Genomic DNA, 20,813 nt, shown 5'->3' with positions numbered 1-20,813 from the left:
CATTATCTTGTATCAAATAAATTTATAAACACTATATCTAGTAGTCAGGCAATATTTGCCATACTAGACAGCCAGTAGCACAAAATTAGGATATAGGCCCTCCATTCATGAATACAGATCTACTGATAACCAAACGTAGCGGTAAACAAGAAGCCATTAATTTGGATAAAATTCACCGAGTGATTACATGGGCCGCCGAGGGCCTTAAAAATGTATCCGTTTCACAGGTCGAACTAAAATCACATATTCAATTCTACGATGGTATGGCCACCAAAGATATCCATGAAACGATTATCAAGGCGGCTGCAGATCTAATTTCTCAAGAAACGCCCGATTACCAATTTTTAGCCGCTCGTTTAGCGGTTTTCCACTTACGAAAAAAAGCCTACGGTCAGTTTGAACCACCGAAGCTTTACGAACATGTGGTCAAACAATGTGAAGCTGGTCTTTATGACATGCATTTGCTGAAAGACTACACCGTGGAAGAATTTGCCCAAATGGATGAGTTTATCGATCACTGGCGCGATATGAACTTTTCCTATGCAGCAGTAAAACAGCTGGAAGGTAAATATCTAGTACAAAACCGCGTCACTGGCACGATCTACGAAAGTGCCCAATTTTTGTATATCCTAGTAGCAGCCTGTTTATTTGCCCATTATGACAAATCAGTTCGCTTGGATTACATTCGCCGTTTTTACGATGCGACCTCTTTATTTAAGATTTCCTTGCCAACACCGATCATGTCGGGAGTACGCACCCCAACCCGTCAATTCAGCTCCTGTGTATTGATTGAGTGTGGTGATAGCTTAGAGTCCATCAACGCCACCGCATCATCGATTGTAACTTACGTATCACAGCGTGCGGGCATTGGCATCAACGCTGGACGGATCCGCGCCTTGGGTAGTGAGATCCGTGGTGGAGAAGCCTTCCATACTGGATGTATCCCTTTCTATAAGTATTTTCAAACGGCGGTTAAATGCTGTTCACAAGGTGGTGTGCGTGGTGGCGCTGCAACTATCTTCTATCCATTCTGGCATCTCGAAGTCGAGTCACTATTAGTACTCAAGAACAACCGAGGCGTTGATGATAACCGGGTTCGTCATATGGACTACGGGGTGCAACTGAATCGGTTAATGTACCAACGTTTAGTGAAGGGTGAAAACATCACTTTATTTTCGCCCAGCGATGTACCGGGTTTATATGATGCATTTTTCGAAGATCAAGATACCTTCGAGCAGCTTTATCTAAAATACGAGCAAGACGCTAGTATCCGTAAACAGGCGATTAAAGCCGTTGATTTGTTCTCTTTATTGATGCAGGAACGTGCTTCTACCGGACGTATTTATATTCAAAACGTCGACCACTGTAATACCCATAGCCCATTTGATCCGGCTCAAGCACCAGTTCGTCAATCAAACCTTTGTTTAGAGATTGCACTGCCCACCAAACCGTTACAGCATGTGCATGATGAAAATGGTGAAATCGCCCTATGTACTCTATCGGCTTTCAATTTAGGTGCAATTGAAGATCTCAACGAATTGGAAGACTTGTCAGATCTTGCAGTTCGAGCCTTAGATAGCTTACTCGATTACCAAGACTACCCCATACTAGCAGCGAAAAAAGGGTCATTTGGCCGTCGCACCTTAGGGATTGGGGTCATTAACTATGCCTATTATTTGGCTAAGAATGGTTCCAAATACAGTGACGGTAGTGCCAACAATTTAACCCACCGCACCTTTGAGGCAATCCAGTACTGGCTGTTAAAAGCTTCGATGCGTCTTGCCAAGGAGCAAGGTGCCTGTCCGATGTTCAATGAGACCACCTATGCGCAAGGTATTCTACCCATCGATACCTATAAAAAATCGTTGGATCAATTAAGCAACGAGCCGCTGCATTACGATTGGGAAGAATTGCGCCAAGAAATCACCACTTACGGCTTACGTAACTCAACCTTATCGGCCTTGATGCCATCGGAAACCTCCAGCCAAATTTCCAACGCGACCAATGGCATTGAACCGCCACGCGGTTACGTCAGTGTAAAAGCCAGTAAAGACGGCATTCTAAAACAAGTGGTGCCTGACTTTGGAAACCTCAAAAATAGCTACGAGTTACTTTGGGATATTCCAAATAATGACGGTTATTTGCAATTAGTGGGTTTAATGCAAAAGTTTGTTGACCAAAGTATTTCGGCTAATACTAACTACGATCCATCACGCTTTGTGGGTAATCGAGTCCCCATGAAAATCTTGATTGCCGACCTGCTAACCGCCTATAAATATGGCGTAAAAACTCTGTATTATCATAATACTCGTGATGGAGCTAGCGACCAGCACGATAATATGAAACCCGAGCCAGAAGATGATGATTGCGCCGGCGGTGCATGTAAAATTTAAGCCAAGTTTACGCGCTTAGGCGCAAAAAATTGTTAGGAATAATGTAGATGAACTACTCAATTTTCACCCAAACAGCCAACGATTCCACCAAAGAACCCATGTTCTTTGGTCAGCCAGTAAACGTGGCTCGTTATGACCAACAACGTCATCCTATCTTTGAAAAATTAATTGAAAAGCAATTATCATTTTTCTGGCGTCCAGAAGAAGTGGATGTCAGCAGAGACCGCATCGATTATGCAAAATTGCCCGCACATGAGCAGCATATTTTCATTAGTAATTTAAAATACCAAACCTTGCTGGATAGTATTCAAGGACGATCTCCCAATGTCGCTCTATTGCCTTTGGTGAGCCTACCTGAACTCGAAACTTGGATAGAAACATGGGCTTTCAGTGAAACCATCCACTCGCGGTCGTATACCCATATTATTCGTAATGTGATGGGAAATCCCGGTGAAGTCTTTGATGACATCATGGAAAACGAAGAAATCATCAAGCGAGCCAATGACATTGCACTATATTACGACGATTTAATTCGAGCCTCTTCAATGTATCACCTCTATGGCGAAGGAGAGCATCTGCTCGATGGCAAGCCTTACACCGTCTCACTTCGTGAGTTGAAAAAGAAACTCTACCTTTGTTTAATGTCGGTTAATGTACTTGAAGCAATTCGCTTCTATGTAAGCTTTGCATGTTCTTTTGCCTTTGCTGAACGTGAACTCATGGAAGGCAATGCCAAAATCATTAAGCTCATTGCCCGTGACGAAGCTCTTCATCTCACAGGCACCCAGCACATGATTAATTTAATGCGCGAAGGGAAAGACGATCCTGAGATGGCCGAAATAGCGGCCGAATGTGAGGTAGACGCTTGGCGGATGTTTACCGATGCAGCTGAACAAGAAAAACAATGGGCCAAGTACCTATTTAAAGACGGTTCAATGATAGGTTTGAATGAAGAGATCCTCTGTCAATACGTTGAATATATAACCAATAACCGAATGCAAGCCGTGGGTTTACACCCTTGCTTTGAAGACCGCAGTAACCCGATCCCTTGGATAAATTCTTGGCTAGTTTCAGACAATGTACAGGTCGCACCACAAGAAGCTGAAATCAGTTCCTACCTCGTCGGACAAATTGACTCAACCATTGCAGTCGATGACTTTGAGGATTTTGAGCTGTAATGCCGCATCAAGAAGGCCGAGTGATCGCTGATGGTATTGAGGTGGTGGTTGATAGCCACCATCGCAGTATTCTAGAAGCCTTTGAGCAGGCAGGATTTAATCCTGAATATCATTGTCGAGAAGGTGTCTGCGGCGCTTGTAGAAACACCCTATTAAAGGGGGAAGTTGAATATTCCACGCCCCCTTTAGCCAATATTCCCCAAGGCCAAGTCCTCACCTGTTGTAGTAAACCCAAAGGAAGGATCGAATTAGCGACGCGACCTCCGGTCAAACAAAAAACCGCCTAAAATAACGAGCATAATATTTAAAGTTGGGGCATTCGCCCCAAGCAGTCAGCTAATTGTTAACGACGAAACGATGACTTTAAAATGAGAACCGAATCAATCGCCACGCGACGCGACGCGACGCGACGCGACGCGCAATGATTCATGCCGGCACTAGTTTTCTCAAACGCTGCTTTGCCTTAAATAATTAAACAACAAGTTTAAATAATCACCAAACGCACGCGGCCTTAGTCGGCCATAAGTTCACACTACAAGGTTGTAAAATTTGTCCTGTAAAGAACTTTAAATTGGCAATTCTGCTAGACAGCTTGTTGGCGTGCTAACACGACGTATGCGCCGAGTTTAAGCTAGCTAGAAAATTCACCGAGAAAAGAAGATCAAGCGCTGCCAAGTAAGACGCTATAATTCTAAATAGTCCTTTAGTTTTTTGAAAAACAACAGATAAACACACTATGGCTATTATTTTCTAGTTTACGAGGCAGTTATGATCATTCGACGGCAACCATTGATTGTTATGAGTAGCAGTATGTTAATACTCATGGTTGCATTAATTGCCTGGAAGGTATTTAACATCGAGCCATTAGGTGAAACCGCCATTTGTCGTGCCGCCATTGCAACTCACTATTTGCAGCGCCAACTGGGACAAGTTCAGGCATTACCCGATTATCCTCAACAATATGTTAGTGCCAACCAGATCGGTGATAAACCTAAGTCCGTGGATTGCCAAATTAGTGGTCGGCTGATTAGCTTAAGTGAACAACAGCACGCGATTGCCAACCTATATTTTGAGCAAAAGCGCGATCAACTGGCGATTATCGTCCCCCGGCATGCGGCCCCTAACCGAGTAAGAGTGTTTACTCGAGAACAATTCAACTTTCCCAAATTACGGCTGGCTAAACATGACTTAGCCACAGGGATCCATGAAATGTACGGCGAAGGTTTTGATATCAACCAAGTGATCCAACAAACCGTAGGCTTACTTAAAGCGAATCATATCTGCGGTCAACTAGAACGCCAGCAGCAATTGAAGCTGTCTCCTGTCCCTATTCGTGATAGTTATTTTAAACAAGCCCACAAGCTGACGCCTTACCTGATTAATTTAGTACAGCGTTCCCCCCTAAATGTGGAGCAAATACAAAAAACTAAACAACAAATCGTCGACTTAGAACAGGCATTTGCACAGAACACAAAATCCTTAGTCAATTGGCTACAACAAACTGAAAGCACAGCTCCCATAGACAAGCGTTTGTTAGAATATCATTTAAGCGATCTAAAACGGGCGAATCCGAGACTTTATCTACCCAATTCTTGTAATCAAGCCTATATTCAGTCTGCTGAGTTAACTCAGACCTTATAGAGCTAACATATTTGTTCACTGACATTTTTTTTAAGTCATATTTCGTTATACACTAAACAGATAAAGATAAAGTTGAAGAGGGAAACAGAACGATGGTAACTGATAGTGAAGGCTACGTTCAGCTAATTGGCTTCTTAAGTGACAATCTTGCGTTATTTGAACATACGCAGGCACAACAGAATCCGTTAACAATATGCGATTATGTCACTGAAAAGTTATCTGACAACGTGATGTTAGTGTGTCGCCAACACGAGCACCTCGATAGTGAACATCGCTTCACCGTTATTCGCGAAATGGACGCGGTGATGAATGACTTAGAACAAGTCTTATCTGGTGTTTGGATGAGCAGTCCAACCCAGCAGCAGCAACAGTTTATCGATGAATTTGTGGGCCTTATCAAGAATATGTTCGATAATCAATTGATTGCCATCGACCCCATCTAATAACTCAATAAAAGCCGTTTTAGACTATCGGTTTGATTCCCTCTAAATGGCTAAAGCAATGCTCGCGGGCAATGTCTAGAAAGGCTTCAATGTAGGCACTATCTTGATGACTTTGAGCTCGGGCTGCGTAAAGGTTTTGCCACAATGTTCCATCCCCTAAGGGGCGGGTCACGATATAACCTTTATTAACATATTCAGTTAATGCCCAATTGGGCAATACCGCAACTCCCCGGCCACTGGCAACCAACTGCATCATCATGATGGTCATATCAACTTTACGGATCGCCAAGGGCTCCACACCAGCGGGGTCCAAAAACAAATTAAAGAGGTCTAAACGATGACTATCCACAGGATAGGAAATTAGCACTTGCTTGGAAAAATCTTCCGGTTCGATGATCGGTTTATTCACCAAGGGATGATTAGGACTTAACGCTAATGTCGGTTGATAGGAGAACAATGGCCAATAACTAATCCCTTCCCACACTTGGGGATCAGAAGTAATCACTAAGTCCAACTGCCCCAACGCAAGTTCGGGTAAGGGTTCAAAACTAAATCCGCTGCTAAAGTCCAATTCCACATCTGGCCACAAGCCACGATAATGATCGATAGCGGGCATCAACCAATTAAAACAACTATGACACTCAATGGCGAGATGCAGCCGCCCAGCCTGACCGCCAACTAGACGGCTCAATTCACGCTCTGTATGCTGTACCTGTTCTATAACATTATCGGCCAAGTCTAATACTCTTAAACCCGCCATGGTAAAGCGTAATGGTTTGGTCTTTCGGACAAATAGTTTAGCGCCAATACGTGATTCAAGATCTTTGAGTTGATGAGATAAAGCGGACTGAGTTAAACATAAACGCTGAGCGGCAACCACCAAGGAGCCACTTTCTCGAAGCGCTTGTAAGGTTTTTAAATGCTTGAGTTCTAACATAGTCTCACAATGAAAAATCTACTATAAGTAGCAGTTTATCATCAACTCATCGCACAAAATCGCATCAGCCATAAAAAATTCTAAAAAAGTATAAATACTCATCGCAAAGGCTTGCAAGCAAGCTCAAAAAATAAGTTAATAAGCATATCCATCTAAGGCTGTAACTATCATGTATCAAATAGCGAAATCCCATAAACTCGACAATGTCTGTTATGACATACGAGGTCCTGTATTAAAGCAAGCCAAACGCCTTGAAGAAGAAGGTCACCGTGTACTGAAGTTAAATATTGGCAATACTGCAGAGTTTAATTTTGAAGCGCCTGAAGAAATTCTAGTCGATGTGATCCATAACCTGCCGACAGCTCAGGGTTACTGCGACTCCAAAGGTTTATTTTCGGCCCGTAAAGCAGTAATGCACCACTACCAGTTACAAGGACTACGTAGCACCACCCTCGAAGATATTTATCTCGGTAATGGCGTTAGTGAACTCATCGTGATGGCGATGCAGGCACTGCTAAATAACGGCGACGAAATGTTAGTCCCATCACCCGATTACCCGCTATGGACAGCTGCCGTAACCTTATCTGGCGGTAATCCAGTTCACTACGAATGTGATGAACAAGCAGGTTGGTTTCCCGATATAGACGATATCCGCAGTAAAATTACACCTCGTACCAAAGGCTTGGTGGTGATCAACCCAAATAACCCAACAGGAGCGGTATATAGCAAAGAAATTCTTCTCGAGCTGGTTGAATTGGCGCGTGAACATAATTTGATTCTATTTGCCGACGAGATCTATTCTAAAGTTATTTATGATGATGCCTTACACATCCCGATGTCGACATTATCTGACGACGTGCTCACCTTAACCTTTAACGGCTTATCCAAAGCTTATCGCGTATGTGGCTTCCGTTCTGGTTGGTTACTCGTTAGTGGTCCGAAACATCGCGCGACGGACTACATCGACGGTTTAGACATGCTGGCATCGATGCGCTTATGTGCCAATGTGCCCGTGCAACATGCAATTCAAACAGCACTCGGCGGCTATCAGAGTATCAATGAATTAATTGTTCCCGGGGGGCGTTTATATGAACAACGCAACCTTGCTTGGCAACTGCTGAACGATATCCCAGGAATTAGCTGCGTAAAACCCAAAGGCGCAATGTATCTATTTCCAAAACTTGATGTGGAAAAATTCAACATTAAGGACGACCAACAATTTGCCCTAGATTTATTGCAGCAGGAAAAGATATTAATTGTACAAGGTACTGGCTTTAACTGGTCCAAACCTGACCATTTTCGGATTGTTTTTTTACCTCGAGAAGAAGAGCTAAGGGAAGCAATAGGAAGAATTGCAAATTTTTTAGATGGCTATCGGCAAGTCGATTAAAGCTCTCGGCTGAAAATAGTAAGGCACCTTTGGTGCCTTTTTTTTGCTTAAAATTAAGCACATACTATTTTTACTAAAGGTAGTGTAAGGTAGTGAATGTGTAGTAGTGGGAGCCCACCAAATGAATGGACTGTTCGAACAAGATGGCACAGCAAGATTTGTTGAAGAACAAAATCAACGACGCAATGATCATCGCACTCCTTGGCAACGAGATCGAGCGAGGATCCTTCATTCTGCAGCGTTTCGTCGTTTACAAAACAAGACTCAGGTGCTCAGCATCGGCAGTAATGACTTTCACCGAACCCGCTTAACTCATTCGCTGGAAGTATCGCAGATTGGTACAGGCATTATCGGCCACATTCACTCCTTAAAGGACCTACCACATCACTTTTTACCCGAATTAAATCTCATTGAGAGTTTATGTCTCGCTCATGATATCGGCCACCCTCCCTTTGGCCATGGTGGAGAAGTCGCGCTGCACTATATGATGCGTCATCACGGGGGATTCGAAGGCAATGCCCAAACCTTTAGGATCTTAACTAAATTAGAGCCGTATACCGAGTCGAATGGCATGAACCTGACGCGACGAACTCTGTTAGGTATTATCAAATACCCATGTTTATTAAGTCACTTACAGCGCCAACCACTGCCTCAAGAAGCCAAAAGCTTCCGTCAGTTAAAGGTTGCAGATTGGACCCCTGCGAAAGGGATCTATGATGACGACCGTGAATTATATAACTGGGTCCTTGCCAGCTTTAGCTTAAACGATCGCCAACGTTTCGTACAAAGTCGCGAGGTGAGTAGCCAGCAACATCGTAAGAGCAGCTTTAAGTCTTTAGACTGCTCCATTATGGAACTAGCCGACGACATCGCCTATGGTGTGCACGACCTTGAAGATGCCATTGTCATGGGTATTGTCAGCCGCCACGATTGGCAAGAACAAGTCGCCTCGGCGATTGCCGATATCAAAGATTGCTGGTTAGCCGATGAAATTGGCGAGTTATCCGTAAAACTATTCAGCCAACATCACTATGATCAAAAAGATGCGATAGGCAGCTTAGTAAATGCCTTTATCACCTCTATCAGGCTTCGTCATCAACAACTGTTCGACGATCCATTATTGGACTTACAAGCCGCCATGGAGCCCCCCATGGCGCAAGCCTTAGACGTACTTAAGCGTTTCGTCTTACATTATGTCATTCAAACCCCTGAGATAGAAATGACCCGTTTCAAAGGCCAACAAGTCGTCATGGAGCTATTTCAAGCCTTTGCCAGCGACCCTGAGCGCTTGTTGCCACTAAATACCCGAACCCGTTGGCTACAAGCAGGCGAAAATGGAAGTAATCAAGCACGCGTGATTGCTGATTATATTGCGGGCATGACTGATGACTATGCCAATCGTCTCTATCACAAACTGTTTTAGCCATCATTCAGCAGAAATAAACGAGAACACTCGCGCAAATCGAGTGTTCATTGGCAGTTTTATCACGACTCACGGTAGGCAGACTTCATAGCCTACCGTTAAGCCCTGTTTCATAGGGAGCAAGTAAACAATGCTCAACCAAGCCCTTCGGCTTGCTCACCTATTCGCTGTTATTTCATGATGTATCTAGCGAACACCGCTTCCTACCATCGACCTCACTAAAGCCAATAACAAGCAGCCCCAAAAACCATCACCAAAGCTCGAACCAGCAACAAAGATCAGAAGTAAAACGAAGGGAATGAGCAGTAGATATTCATCAATTTAGCAAGATAATTCACGATATTTTCATCGCTTTTATAAGCAACACCACAAGTCTGTACCGCACCTTGAAAAAGCACAAAATTCGTTGATTTTTATCAACCCAAATTCACCGAGAACCTCTAGATTTAAAGAAGAGATGACAACCAGAGGTGCTCGTTATGATTAAAATTGCAGACATCATGACTACTACGCCACACACTTGCACTGAACAAACTACCTTAGAAGAAGCGATTAGTCTGTGTAAGGAATTCAAAATTCGCCACCTGCCCATCCTCGACAAGCAACAGCAACTGGTCGGTTTAGTCAGTGAACGAACCTTACTCGCCGCGCAAGAATCATCATTAACAAAAACCACTCCAGAACAAAGACGTGCCCATGAACAACAAATCATGCTAAAACATATCATGATTACCAAGTTACACACCGTATCCGCCGAAGCGAGTGTTGAGCAAGCCGCTAAACACATTGAAAGACATCGTATCGGCTGCCTCCCCGTCGTAGAAGGTAAACGGTTATTAGGCATAATTACTGATACAGATTTTGTTGGTGTAGCCATATCCTTGCTAGAAATGTTAGCGGAACAAGAACCGCAAAACACCGAAGATTAAGTATAATTACTACATAGTTCATTGTATTACTTTGGATTTTCACAAAAATGACTAAAAAAGAATAAAAATTAAGTAAAAAAATTACAATAAAAGTTGTTTTGTGATCTATATCACGGTATTCTTTATCACATAAATCGCGAGGTGCTTCCATCCTTTAGCGTCGTATTCAGTCGTTTCGAATAAGTCGATTTATGGGGCCGCTAATCGCCCCTGCTATTTAGCCTCCAGCAATAGCCCGTATTAGCCATTCCTTATGTTTTTTTCCAGCCTAGTGCTGGATTTTTTTTAGCTCGAGAAAGGCCTAAAGCTCTGTTAATCTGTCTTGTTTCAGCTTACGATATTTTGGCAACTCTGTAAGAAAGGCTAGCAATTGAGAAACATGAACTGACTTCACCAATCGCCGACCTCTCTCGCCACAAATCAAAAACTTCGGTCGCGAACCACCTTGACCGTAAACGCTATCTTCTTCAGCGATAAGGATTTCAGATGAATGAATTGACCCAACACGCCATTACGGTATTCCTCGGCTTCTTTGCCATTATGAATCCTATTGCAAATACCACAGTATTTATCGGATTAAGCGGTCAGTTAGCTGAAAGACAGCAAAAAGCCATCGCAATTAAAGCATTAATGGTCTCATTTTTTATCATCTTAGCCTTCGCATTATTAGGTAAAACCATTTTCCACATGTTTGGAATTACCCTCCCAGCACTCAGGATTACTGGTGGCATCTTAGTTTTTCTCATCGGCTACAATATGCTCCATGGAGAACATTCCGAAATGCATAAAACCTCAGAGGAAAGCGATACAGATATTGCAATATCGCCTTTAGCAGTACCTATTTTGGCTGGCCCAGGAACAATTGCCACCGCAATGAGTTTTTCAGCTTCAAATGCTTGGCAAGATATTGCGATAACCGTAAGCGCATTTGCTCTATTGTGCTTGATCACCTTCGTGTTCTTCATTTTTGGACAAAAGCTAGAAGCCTTGCTCGGAAAATCAGGGATCAATATTATTACTCGATTAATGGGTCTGATCTTAGCGGTTATTGGTTGCCAAATGCTCATTGAAGGGATCTATGGTGCTATCGATGCGTATCATTAATGAATAACACCACAGACATCAGTTTCACAAAATGAACTATCTCGCGCATTTCCACATTGCTCAACAAACGAAGAGTTCGATTCCTGGTGCATTTTTAGGTGACTTTGTCAAAGGTAAGGCCTGGAAAAATTATCCACTGTTTGAGCAACAAGGTATTTTACTGCATCGACATATCGACAGCTTCATTGACCAGATGGTGATCAAAACCGGTTTACAGCATTGTTTTCGACCCAAGCTACGCCGCTATGCTGGGATCGCTCTCGACGTATATTTCGACCATTTACTCAGTCAACATTGGCAAGATTTCTCGATACTAAACCGCAGCGATTTTATTCAGCACTGCTATCAGCAACTCGCTAACTTCCCCTTGCCAGCCCAGGCAAAGCTTACCGCGAAGCGGATGCAACAATACGATTGGTTACATCAATACCATCATCGGGCCAGCTTGGGCCGAACACTTGAAGCTATTAGCCAACGCCTACGCCGCCCGGCACCACTCGTGCTCATGGCCCATGATTTAGAACAACACGCCACTGATATTGACGCTGTCTGTTTGGATTTATATCGCCAAGTATTAGTTCAAGCTAACCACTATTTACAATCGACATAAATCAAACTCACATATACTCGGCGCCAAATGACTAACGCGAGTTAGTGATACTCAACTTGAACCTCACAGCGCTTCAATAAGAAAAGGCAGCCAAAAGGCTGCCAAATTAACGAACAACGTCAGTTAAACTGATCTTATTCTGTACAAATTTAGTCAATCGTTCGATTACTAACTAAATTGTTCTTCTTCGGTAGATCCTGTTAAGGCAGTCACCGAGGACTTACCGCCTTGAATGACGTTAGTCACTTGGTCAAAATAGCCTGTCCCTACTTCTTGCTGGTGGGCGACAAAGGTATAACCACGATCAGCAGCTTGAAATTCCTTTTCTTGCACCATATTAACGTAGTGTTTCATCCCCTCGCCCTGAGCGTAGTTATGAGCCAAATCGAACATGTTGTACCACATATTATGGATCCCAGCTAAGGTGATAAACTGGTATTTATATCCCATATCACTCAATTCCTGTTGGAATTTAGCGATCGTTTCGTCATCTAGATTTTTACGCCAATTAAACGAAGGCGAACAATTATAAGCAAGCAATTGCTCTGGGTATTTTTCATGAATAGCTTCGGCAAATTTACGTGCTTCTTCTAAACAAGGCGTTGCAGTTTCACACCAAATTAAGTCGGCATATTCTGCATAAGCTAAACCACGACTAATGGCCTGATCGATACCCGCTCTAACCTTGTAAAAACCTTCGCTGGTACGTTCACCCTCCAAAAACTCTGCATCGTAAGGGTCAACATCAGAAGTTAATAGATCGGCTGCATTTGCATCGGTACGAGCAATCACCAGAGTTGGAACATCGGCAACATCGGCCGCAAAACGGGCTGCGATCAACTTTTGTACCGCTTCTTGAGTGGGAACCAGCACCTTCCCTCCCATATGACCACACTTTTTCACCGAAGCGAGTTGGTCTTCAAAGTGCACACCTGCAGCGCCTGCTTTAATCATACTTTTCATCAGTTCAAAAGCATTCAAAACCCCACCAAATCCAGCTTCAGCGTCAGCCACAATGGGTAAAAAGTAATCTAAACCGCCATTTGCGGGAGAAAGTCCACTTGCCCATTGAATTTGGTCAGCTCGCTGGAAAGAATTATTGATCCGCTCTACCACTTTAGGCACCGAATCGACTGGATATAGCGACTGATCAGGATACATACTTGATGCAGAGTTATTATCAGCCGCTACCTGCCAACCCGACAAATAAATCGCCTCAATCCCTGCTTTAGCTTGCTGTACCGCTTGACCACCCGTGAGAGCCCCCAAGCAATTCACGTAACCTTTTTTAGCTTGGCCATTCACCAAAGACCATAATTTTTCAGCGCCACGACGAGCAATCGTATTCTCAGGGATGACCGAACCTCGCAACTTAACCACTTCTGCAGCGCTATAAGGACGCTTCACCCCTTTCCAACGAGGATTTTCGGCCCAATCTTTTTCTAATGCTTGAATTTGCTGTTCTCTTGTTAATGTCATGTTCAATCCCTCTTCGACTTTCATTCCTGAGTACAGCGAACTGTACTGCGTATTCACCTAGTTTGTTTTACACCGCTTATACTTGCGATTAGCCTCTCGGCAATCGGTCAATCGACCCAAATAATGCTGCGTCTTGATTTGTTATCGTTATCACCTAAACCCTTTATTTGACGACGAGGATGCATTATTAAGTATATTGTTACTATGTTCGCAATCTTTATATACGCATAACCGCATACCAAGTGAACATTCAACTTAATCAGCAATCATCAAGTTAGCCAAACACTTCAGTTAACAATAAAGCAACAAATCTCAAGTTATCGATAGGCTTTAAATCAAAGATAGTAATGTAATTATTACGTATCTGTAATTCAACTTACATCAAAAACCTATCACCGAATAGCCCCTTAAAACTAAAGTATAAAGCCACTGATAAATTAAACGACCGTTTTAATTAACCCTCAAGAGCCTGTTTTTTATATCACCAGATAAATTAAAAGCAAAGCATTATTTAAAGTTATCACTCTATAAAATGAATTTATCAGCGAGATAAAACTTACCACCAAGGTCTAATTATGAAACTTAATTACGTAATTTAATTATTTTTGTTTTTTAAGATACGAGATGAGATTGATTGATTTACGTTTACGTAAAGGTTAACGTTGCAAAAAGGTAAACAATGAAAACAAAATACATAATATAAGGTTTTAAAAAACATAATCTTAGATTGTTTTTTAAACGTTTAGCTTTTGCTGTGCGATTCAAATGTTTAAAACGGAGATTTTTCTATCGGTAGGAATACGTATAATAGCTTGTTATAAAACAAACCTTGCGGTCATAACAGCTCAGACCAGCAAGCTGTGAAAAATGTAATAATTGCTCAAAAATAATCAGCATCAACTGCAGTCGCAGCGTTATTGTTGAGAAATAGCAAATAAAAAAGCTGGCTTATTGCCAGCTTTTTAATAGAAAAACTCAGATTAAAGTAGTTTTTCGACTTCGTCTCCTGCCAAATGGCGAATATCTTTACCTCTCACAAAGTAAATGATGTACTCAGCGATATTTTGGCAACGATCTCCTACCCGTTCGATGGCGCGAGCAGCATTTAATGCATCGAGCACCTGTGGGATCGAGCGAGGATCTTCCATCATGTACGTCATCAATTCGCGGATGAGTCGTTCATATTCTTTATCCACTTTTTTATCTTCTTGATGGACTTGCCAAGCAATATCCACATCCATTCTAGCGAAACCATCTAACACGTCATGCAACATCTTCGCGGTGTGTTGCCCTAGGTGCTCTAAGCTAATCAATGAAGCCTTTAAAGGCTTATCCATATTCCGCTCAACCATACGACCGATGCTCGCCGCAGCATCACCTATTCGTTCTAAATCCGCGATAGTTTTAATAATGGCCATTACGACCCGCAAATCACTCGCGGCTGGTTGACGTTTAGCGATGATACGAGTGCACTCTTCGTCAATAGCAACTTCGTAAGAATTAACCTTACTATCGGTATTGATGACCTTTATCACTAACTCAGCGTTGGGGCGATTTAATAAACTTAAGGCATCTTTAAGCTGCTGCTCAACCAAACCTCCCATCGCCATAATTTGATTACGCACATGATCTAACTCAGCGTTAAACTGGCCAGAGATGTGTTTGTTCATATTCAACTTATCCATAATAATTCCTCAGTCACGGGGACTTAACCGTAACGGCCTGTAATGTAATCTTCGGTTTGTTTTTTCGCTGGCGTGGTAAATAAGGTATTAGTATCCGCATATTCCACCATGTCCCCCATATACATAAAGGCCGTTTGGTCGGAGACTCGGGCCGCCTGCTGCATGTTGTGAGTCACAATAACCACCGTATAACGACTCTTTAAATCATTAATCAATTCTTCAATGGTTAAAGTCGAGATAGGATCCAAGGCCGAAGTTGGTTCATCCAGTAACAACACTTCAGGCTCGATGGCAATCGCTCGCGCAATCACTAAACGTTGCTGCTGACCACCCGATAGACCAAAGGCATTATCGTGCAAACGGTCTTTCACCTCTTCCCAAATTGCCGCGCCACGCAATGAGCGTTCGACCGCTTCATCTAATACTCGACGATCCTTCATCCCTTGTAAACGTAAGCCATAAACGACATTCTCGTAGATAGACTTTGGAAATGGATTGGGGCGTTGAAAAACCATCCCTACATTGCGACGCAGCGAAGCAACATCGACACTCTTATCGTAAATGTTCTGGCCATGCAGCAATATTTCACCACTGATCTTACAAATATCGACTAAATCGTTCATCCGGTTAATACAACGTAATAAGGTTGATTTACCACAACCGGATGGACCAATGAAGGCGGTAACTTGTCCCTTAGGGATCTTCATCGATACATCAAACAAAGCCTGTTTATCCCCATAATAGAGGTCTAAATTTTTAACCTCTAATGCGGTTTGTTCAGCACTTAAGTTAGCCAAATCTAATTTTGTATCTCGACGAAGTTCTGTATTCAAAGAAATCATTTTTTTTCCTACAAATTTGCCGTTAGCTTATTGGTCTAACGTTTTAAACTTTTCACGTAAACGGTTACGGATTTGAATCGCAGCTAAGTTTAAGCCAATGATTACCGTGACCAATAAAAATGCGGTGGCATATACCAAAGGTCGTGCCGCCTCGACATTGGGGCTTTGGAAGCCAACATCATAAATATGGAAACCTAAGTGCATAAATTTACGTTCTAAATGAACAAAGGGGAAATTGCCGTCTACAGGTAAAGTTGGCGCAAGTTTCACCACCCCCACTAACATCAGTGGCGCAACCTCACCCGCAGCACGAGCAACCGCCAAAATCAGACCAGTCATAATTGCCGGGCTTGCCATGGGGATCACAATCCGCCATAAGGTTTCAGCTTTGGTTGCCCCTAAGGCCAGCGACCCTTGGCGTACTGCGCTAGGAATGCGCGATAAACCTTCTTCTGTAGAAACAATCACCACTGGCAAAGTTAAAATAGCTAAAGTTAAAGCTGACCAAATAACGCCCGGCGAACCAAAGGTTGGTGTCGGTAAGGATTCCGTATAAAACAAGGAATCAATACTGCCGCCTAACATATAAACAAAGAAACCTAAGCCAAATACCCCATAAACAATCGAGGGAACTCCCGCCAGGTTAATCACAGCAATCCGGATCAAGCGGGTGAAGCCATTATTTGCGGCATACTCGTGCAGGTAAATAGCCGCAACCACCCCTAACGGCGTCACAATCACTGCCATCAACATCACCATGAATACCGTACCAAAGATAGCCGGGAATACCCCGCCTTCGGTATTCGCTTCACGCGGTTCATCAACCACAAATTTACCAGCCTGATGCAGCCAATGTCCGAGCTTCTGAAAGCCGTTCATTTCATTCGGGAAAAACACATCTAGTACATTGTTCATCGGGATGGTGACCAATTCACCACGCATATCACGAATGATTAATTGGTCTCGTTTAGCCTCATCTCGATAAGCAAATAACTGCTTCTCTAAAACTTGATACTCTTCATGTAGCTGCTTAGTCTGCGCCTCAATATCCGCTAGATGTTCGGCAGTCAATGCATCATCCAATTCATATCGACGCTGTTTCAAACGTAAGCGCTCAAGTTGATAGTTCACCCCACCAATTTTGTGCCGCTGTAAAGCATCAGCTTGTTTAATGATCCCATTTGAGCGATCTAACAACTCGAATAATTGAGTATGTTGATTATCTTTTGCTGCCTCAATATGCACGCCATTTTTAATGATCCCTTCTACATAACCATAAAAGTTACCGTTAGTTCTACGCTCGACGACCGCGATGTTTTTAGGTGTGCGCTTGGACACGATTTCGTTTTCGCTTAACCAACGAAAATCTAAATTCACATATTCACGATTACCCGTTTTGATCAAAAAGCGCTCCACAAATGCACCATCCAAGCCTTCGGTATTCGCACCGGAAGCTTGTAAACGCTCAATTGGAACTAACTCGGTTTCATATAGCTCACCAATGACCGTTTGGTTTTTACCAAACTGGTGAACTTCCATTTCCATTACCGGACTCGGCCAAAAATAAACCAAACCTCGAGCCGCAATCAGTAACAACAAGCCGACAACTGCAACCAAACTAATGCTAACAGCCCCGGCGGTCATCCAAATCCACGGGTTACCTGATTTAAACCACTTATTCATCGGTTATTTCCCACTTCCCTATTACAGCGAGCTATATTTGTCGCGCAGACGTTGGCGCACAAATTCAGCAATGGTGTTAAATGCAAAGGTGAATACAAACAAGACAAAGGCCGCTAAGAACAACACCCGATAGTGTGAACTTCCCACTTCTGACTCAGGCATTTCTACCGCAATATTCGCCGCTAAGGTACGCATCCCCTGGAAAATACTCCAATCCATAACCGGAGTATTACCGGTGGCCATTAAGACAATCATTGTTTCACCGACCGCGCGACCTAGGCCCATCATCACAGCAGAAAAAATCCCCGGACTTGCGGTTAAAATAACCACTTTAACCAAGGTTTGCCAAGGTGTTGCACCGAGCGCTAATGAACCATTACTTAAGTGCTTCGGCACTGAAAAAATGGCGTCTTCGGCAATCGAGAAGATAGTGGGGATGACCGCAAATCCCATGGCAAGGCCCACCACCATAGAGTTACGCTGGTCAAAACTGATCCCCAATTCGTTGGTTAAGAATAAGCGAGCATCACCGTCAAACAACCATAGCTCCAACAACGGACTCACTTCAATGCAACCCCAGCCAATAAATATCACCACCGGGATCAACACCATCACGTCGTAGCCCTCTGGTAGCATTTGACGCAATTGTTTAGGCATTTTGCTCCAGGCAAAAGCGGTCACCAAAAATCCGATCGGCAGCAATATCATAATGGCAATCACCCCAGGCAAGTTATCCTCGATCAGCGGTGCTAACCAAAGACCGGCTAAAAAGCCTAAAATAACCGTGGGTAAGGCCTCCATAATTTCGACCGTCGGTTTAACCACCTTACGTAACGAAGAAGACATAAAGTAGGCGGTATAAATCGCGCCCGCCAAGGCAATTGGCGTTGCAAATAACATGGCATACAAAGCTGCCTTAATCGTACCAAATGAGATAGGTACCAGACTTAACTTAGGCTCAAAATCATCACTTGCGGAAGTTGACTGCCACACATACTGTGGCTCCGGATAACCTTCGTACCATACTTTATGCCATAGCGCCTGCCAGGTGACTTCAGGGTGTTCATTTTCGACATGATAGAAGGTTAGGCTTTGCTCATTTTCGGTCAGTAAACCACTCGCCCGAGGAGAAAATGCCAAGTTCAAGCTGGTGCCAAGTTTAGTATCCTCTCGAACCAAACGACCACCACCAGTGGTATGAAACAAAGAAATGGAGCCATCATCTGCGCCAACTGCAAAGCCTTTACGGAAATACTCAACCCCAATGTCATTAATGTTTGCGCCAGCATCAAACTCTCGGATCTGCGTGAGTTTACGCACACCATCTTTAGCAACATCAAACCACTGCGTAACAATTCCGTTATCATTGGCAACAATCAACGAGCTGGCCCCCGAAAGCAAGGCTAAGCGAGTTACATTCGCGCCTTTACTATTGATGAAATCCACTGAATTCAGACGGATATCATCGATATCGGAGATATTATAATTAGCTAGTTGATTGCCACTACGAATATACAAGCGGCGTAAATCAGGTGTTACCAACATTTGGTCAATATTTTGAGGCAAACTAGGAATATCGGCTCGAGAAGCGGTCCACTCCAGGGAATCACTGAACATGTTTTCCTCTGCGTCCAAAGCCACTAACAAACCTCGACCATCTTCGGTAATCGCAGCCACCATCGCCGACTCTTCTTGTCGCTCGAAAGCCAATTTAACGATAGCCTTACCCTGTTCATCAATTGACAAGGCCTGCTCACCCATGGGATAGCTTAGACTTGGCGTAATTAAACGCTTATCGTTAGGGTAGCTAACACTAAACTTAGGCGTCACGACCAATACTTCACCTTGAGCAGTACCGTAAGCGACTAAACCTTGATTCGGCACGGTACGGTCAGCTGAAGTAATATCAGCGTCAAGCTGATAACTAGGGTATTCGGTATTATTTTTAGTAAGATCAAAAAATTGCAAACTACCGTCCATATTAAAACGATAAGCAATTTCATTTTGTTCTTCGACACCAATGGCGACCGTAGCACTGCTATCATGCAATGGAATGGTCTTCAGTTTATCGAGACTGGCCCCATAAAAAATCGGTGCAACCACATACAATAAATAAAAGAAGATTAAAATTAATGCTAACAACACCACTATCCCGCCAGCACTTACACCGTAGCGGGTTAATCGGTCCTTAATCAGCCGTTGAGCACTGCTATTAAATGACACTGACTGCGTCATGTTTCCCTCACAATCTAATAGGTCTGGCGAAAGTATATGGCAGTTTTATGACAGTATTGTTACAGGATGCAAGAGTTAAAAAAAATATCAAATCAATGGGCGAATAGTGACCGCTCAGCTATCTTTAGCAAGAGATTATGACAATAATACGTGTTTATTGTTACCGAAAAATTATATTGTAGGTTTGGCTAATTTGTTCTCTATTTCAAGAGGATAAGACCTTCCCTAATCCATAAAAGCTATGCATACTTTAGGGCAATGCTTAGCATCTTAAACAAGGGAACCCATTTTCCCAGCGAAGCACTTTGTAGGAGTCAATTCATGAAACAACTGGTTGTCAGCGTCATTGGAAAAGACCGTCCGGGTATTGTCGATCAATTATCAACGCTAGTGGTCAAACACCATGGCAATTGGCTAGCCAGTCGCCTTACCGAACTGGCGGGGCAATTTACAGGAATTTTACATATTGAAGTCGATGATGCACATTTGTCCGCACTGTGTGATGACCTAAATAATCAGCATGGATTATTGGTCAATATCGCTGAAGGCGACCATAACGACCATGCCGAACAGACACAAATTAGCATCAATGTGACAGCCAATGATCGTGTTGGCATTGTTCAAGAAGTTACTCAAGCGCTAAATCAACTCGGCGTGAGTTTAAGTAAAATCACTACCAGTGTTAGCAGTGCGCCGAATTGGGGCGGATTGATTTTTACCGCGCAGTTACAAGTCCCCTGCGCAGATGAACAGCAACGTATCGCTATCCAACAATCTTTAGAATCGTTAGCTGATGATTTAATGGTTGATTTCTCCGACGAGCAATAAGTAACAAAGGTAT

General features: G+C 43.2%; 17 protein-coding genes. 11 read left to right on the top strand and 6 right to left on the bottom strand.

Annotated features, from left to right (window positions below):
* The first annotated feature begins 107 nt into the window (after positions 1 to 107).
* The 5 genes from nrdA (at position 108) to ACRRSW_RS08510 (ending at position 5,655) form a co-directional block, all read left to right on the top strand.
* Positions 108 to 2,393 carry a class 1a ribonucleoside-diphosphate reductase subunit alpha gene (gene nrdA / locus ACRRSW_RS08530; protein WP_432453633.1) on the top strand — a complete coding sequence of 762 codons (2,286 nt, stop codon included), beginning with the start codon at positions 108 to 110 and terminating at the stop codon, positions 2,391 to 2,393.
* A gap of 47 nt (positions 2,394 to 2,440) precedes the next feature.
* On the top strand, positions 2,441 to 3,571 hold the full coding sequence (gene nrdB / locus ACRRSW_RS08525) for a class Ia ribonucleoside-diphosphate reductase subunit beta (protein WP_432459108.1): 1,131 nt from the start codon (positions 2,441 to 2,443) through the stop codon (positions 3,569 to 3,571).
* On the top strand, positions 3,571 to 3,858 hold the full coding sequence (gene yfaE / locus ACRRSW_RS08520; RefSeq protein ID WP_432453635.1) for a class I ribonucleotide reductase maintenance protein YfaE: 288 nt from the start codon (positions 3,571 to 3,573) through the stop codon (positions 3,856 to 3,858). Before nrdB ends, yfaE begins: the two co-directional genes overlap by 1 nt.
* Positions 3,859 to 4,381: 523 nt before the next feature.
* Entirely contained in the window at positions 4,382 to 5,212 is an 831-nt protein-coding gene (locus ACRRSW_RS08515; protein WP_432459107.1) for a hypothetical protein, read from the top strand.
* Positions 5,213 to 5,304: 92 nt separating this feature from the next.
* Positions 5,305 to 5,655 (top strand): DUF3802 family protein, encoded by a 351-nt coding sequence (locus ACRRSW_RS08510; RefSeq protein WP_432453637.1) that lies wholly within the window; start codon positions 5,305 to 5,307, stop codon positions 5,653 to 5,655.
* A 19-nt stretch (positions 5,656 to 5,674) separates the two neighbouring features.
* Here ACRRSW_RS08510 and ACRRSW_RS08505 read toward each other — a convergent pair whose 3' ends face one another.
* The gene (locus tag ACRRSW_RS08505) at positions 5,675 to 6,592 is read right to left on the bottom strand and encodes a LysR family transcriptional regulator (RefSeq protein ID WP_432453638.1); all 918 of its coding nucleotides are present in this window, start codon (positions 6,590 to 6,592) and stop codon (positions 5,675 to 5,677) included.
* Positions 6,593 to 6,761: 169 nt separating this feature from the next.
* On the opposite strand from ACRRSW_RS08505, the gene ACRRSW_RS08500 reads away from it, so the two are divergent.
* From ACRRSW_RS08500 to ACRRSW_RS08480, 5 genes are all read left to right on the top strand, one after another.
* On the top strand, positions 6,762 to 7,982 hold the full coding sequence (locus ACRRSW_RS08500; RefSeq protein ID WP_432453639.1) for a pyridoxal phosphate-dependent aminotransferase: 1,221 nt from the start codon (positions 6,762 to 6,764) through the stop codon (positions 7,980 to 7,982).
* Between the two features lie 121 nt (positions 7,983 to 8,103).
* Positions 8,104 to 9,405, top strand: a complete 1,302-nt coding sequence (locus tag ACRRSW_RS08495; protein ID WP_432459106.1) for an anti-phage deoxyguanosine triphosphatase — start codon at positions 8,104 to 8,106, stop codon at positions 9,403 to 9,405.
* Positions 9,406 to 9,884: 479 nt separating this feature from the next.
* Positions 9,885 to 10,334: a CBS domain-containing protein gene (locus tag ACRRSW_RS08490; protein ID WP_432453641.1), complete on the top strand. Its 450-nt coding sequence runs from the start codon at positions 9,885 to 9,887 to the stop codon at positions 10,332 to 10,334.
* 486 nt (positions 10,335 to 10,820) lie between these two features.
* Positions 10,821 to 11,438 (top strand): MarC family protein, encoded by a 618-nt coding sequence (locus ACRRSW_RS08485; protein WP_432459105.1) that lies wholly within the window; start codon positions 10,821 to 10,823, stop codon positions 11,436 to 11,438.
* A gap of 31 nt (positions 11,439 to 11,469) precedes the next feature.
* Positions 11,470 to 12,048 (top strand): ACP phosphodiesterase, encoded by a 579-nt coding sequence (locus tag ACRRSW_RS08480; RefSeq protein ID WP_432459104.1) that lies wholly within the window; start codon positions 11,470 to 11,472, stop codon positions 12,046 to 12,048.
* A 168-nt stretch (positions 12,049 to 12,216) separates the two neighbouring features.
* On the opposite strand, the gene aceA is transcribed toward ACRRSW_RS08480, so the two are convergent.
* The 5 genes from aceA to ACRRSW_RS08455 all read right to left on the bottom strand — a co-directional run bounded on the left by aceA (position 12,217) and on the right by ACRRSW_RS08455 (position 19,972).
* Positions 12,217 to 13,527, bottom strand: coding sequence for an isocitrate lyase (aceA, locus tag ACRRSW_RS08475; protein WP_432453644.1), 1,311 nt, complete (start codon positions 13,525 to 13,527; stop codon positions 12,217 to 12,219).
* A 980-nt stretch (positions 13,528 to 14,507) separates the two neighbouring features.
* Positions 14,508 to 15,212, bottom strand: coding sequence for a phosphate signaling complex protein PhoU (gene phoU / locus ACRRSW_RS08470; protein ID WP_432453645.1), 705 nt, complete (start codon positions 15,210 to 15,212; stop codon positions 14,508 to 14,510).
* Positions 15,213 to 15,235: 23 nt separating this feature from the next.
* Positions 15,236 to 16,054 carry a phosphate ABC transporter ATP-binding protein PstB gene (pstB, locus tag ACRRSW_RS08465; protein ID WP_432459103.1) on the bottom strand — a complete coding sequence of 273 codons (819 nt, stop codon included), beginning with the start codon at positions 16,052 to 16,054 and terminating at the stop codon, positions 15,236 to 15,238.
* Positions 16,055 to 16,081: 27 nt separating this feature from the next.
* Positions 16,082 to 17,737: a phosphate ABC transporter permease PstA gene (pstA, locus tag ACRRSW_RS08460; RefSeq protein ID WP_432453647.1), complete on the bottom strand. Its 1,656-nt coding sequence runs from the start codon at positions 17,735 to 17,737 to the stop codon at positions 16,082 to 16,084.
* A 21-nt stretch (positions 17,738 to 17,758) separates the two neighbouring features.
* A complete protein-coding gene (locus ACRRSW_RS08455) occupies positions 17,759 to 19,972 on the bottom strand; it encodes an ABC transporter permease subunit (RefSeq protein ID WP_432453648.1) in 2,214 nt (737 codons plus the stop codon).
* A 321-nt stretch (positions 19,973 to 20,293) separates the two neighbouring features.
* On the opposite strand from ACRRSW_RS08455, the gene ACRRSW_RS08450 reads away from it, so the two are divergent.
* A complete protein-coding gene (locus tag ACRRSW_RS08450; protein ID WP_432453649.1) occupies positions 20,294 to 20,800 on the top strand; it encodes a glycine cleavage system protein R in 507 nt (168 codons plus the stop codon).
* Positions 20,801 to 20,813 lie beyond the last annotated feature (13 nt).

Origin of the sequence: Agarivorans sp. QJM3NY_25 (genome assembly GCF_050870875.2) — a bacterium.
GTDB lineage: Bacteria > Pseudomonadota > Gammaproteobacteria > Enterobacterales > Celerinatantimonadaceae > Agarivorans.
This window is presented reverse-complemented; position numbering and strand designations above follow the sequence as displayed.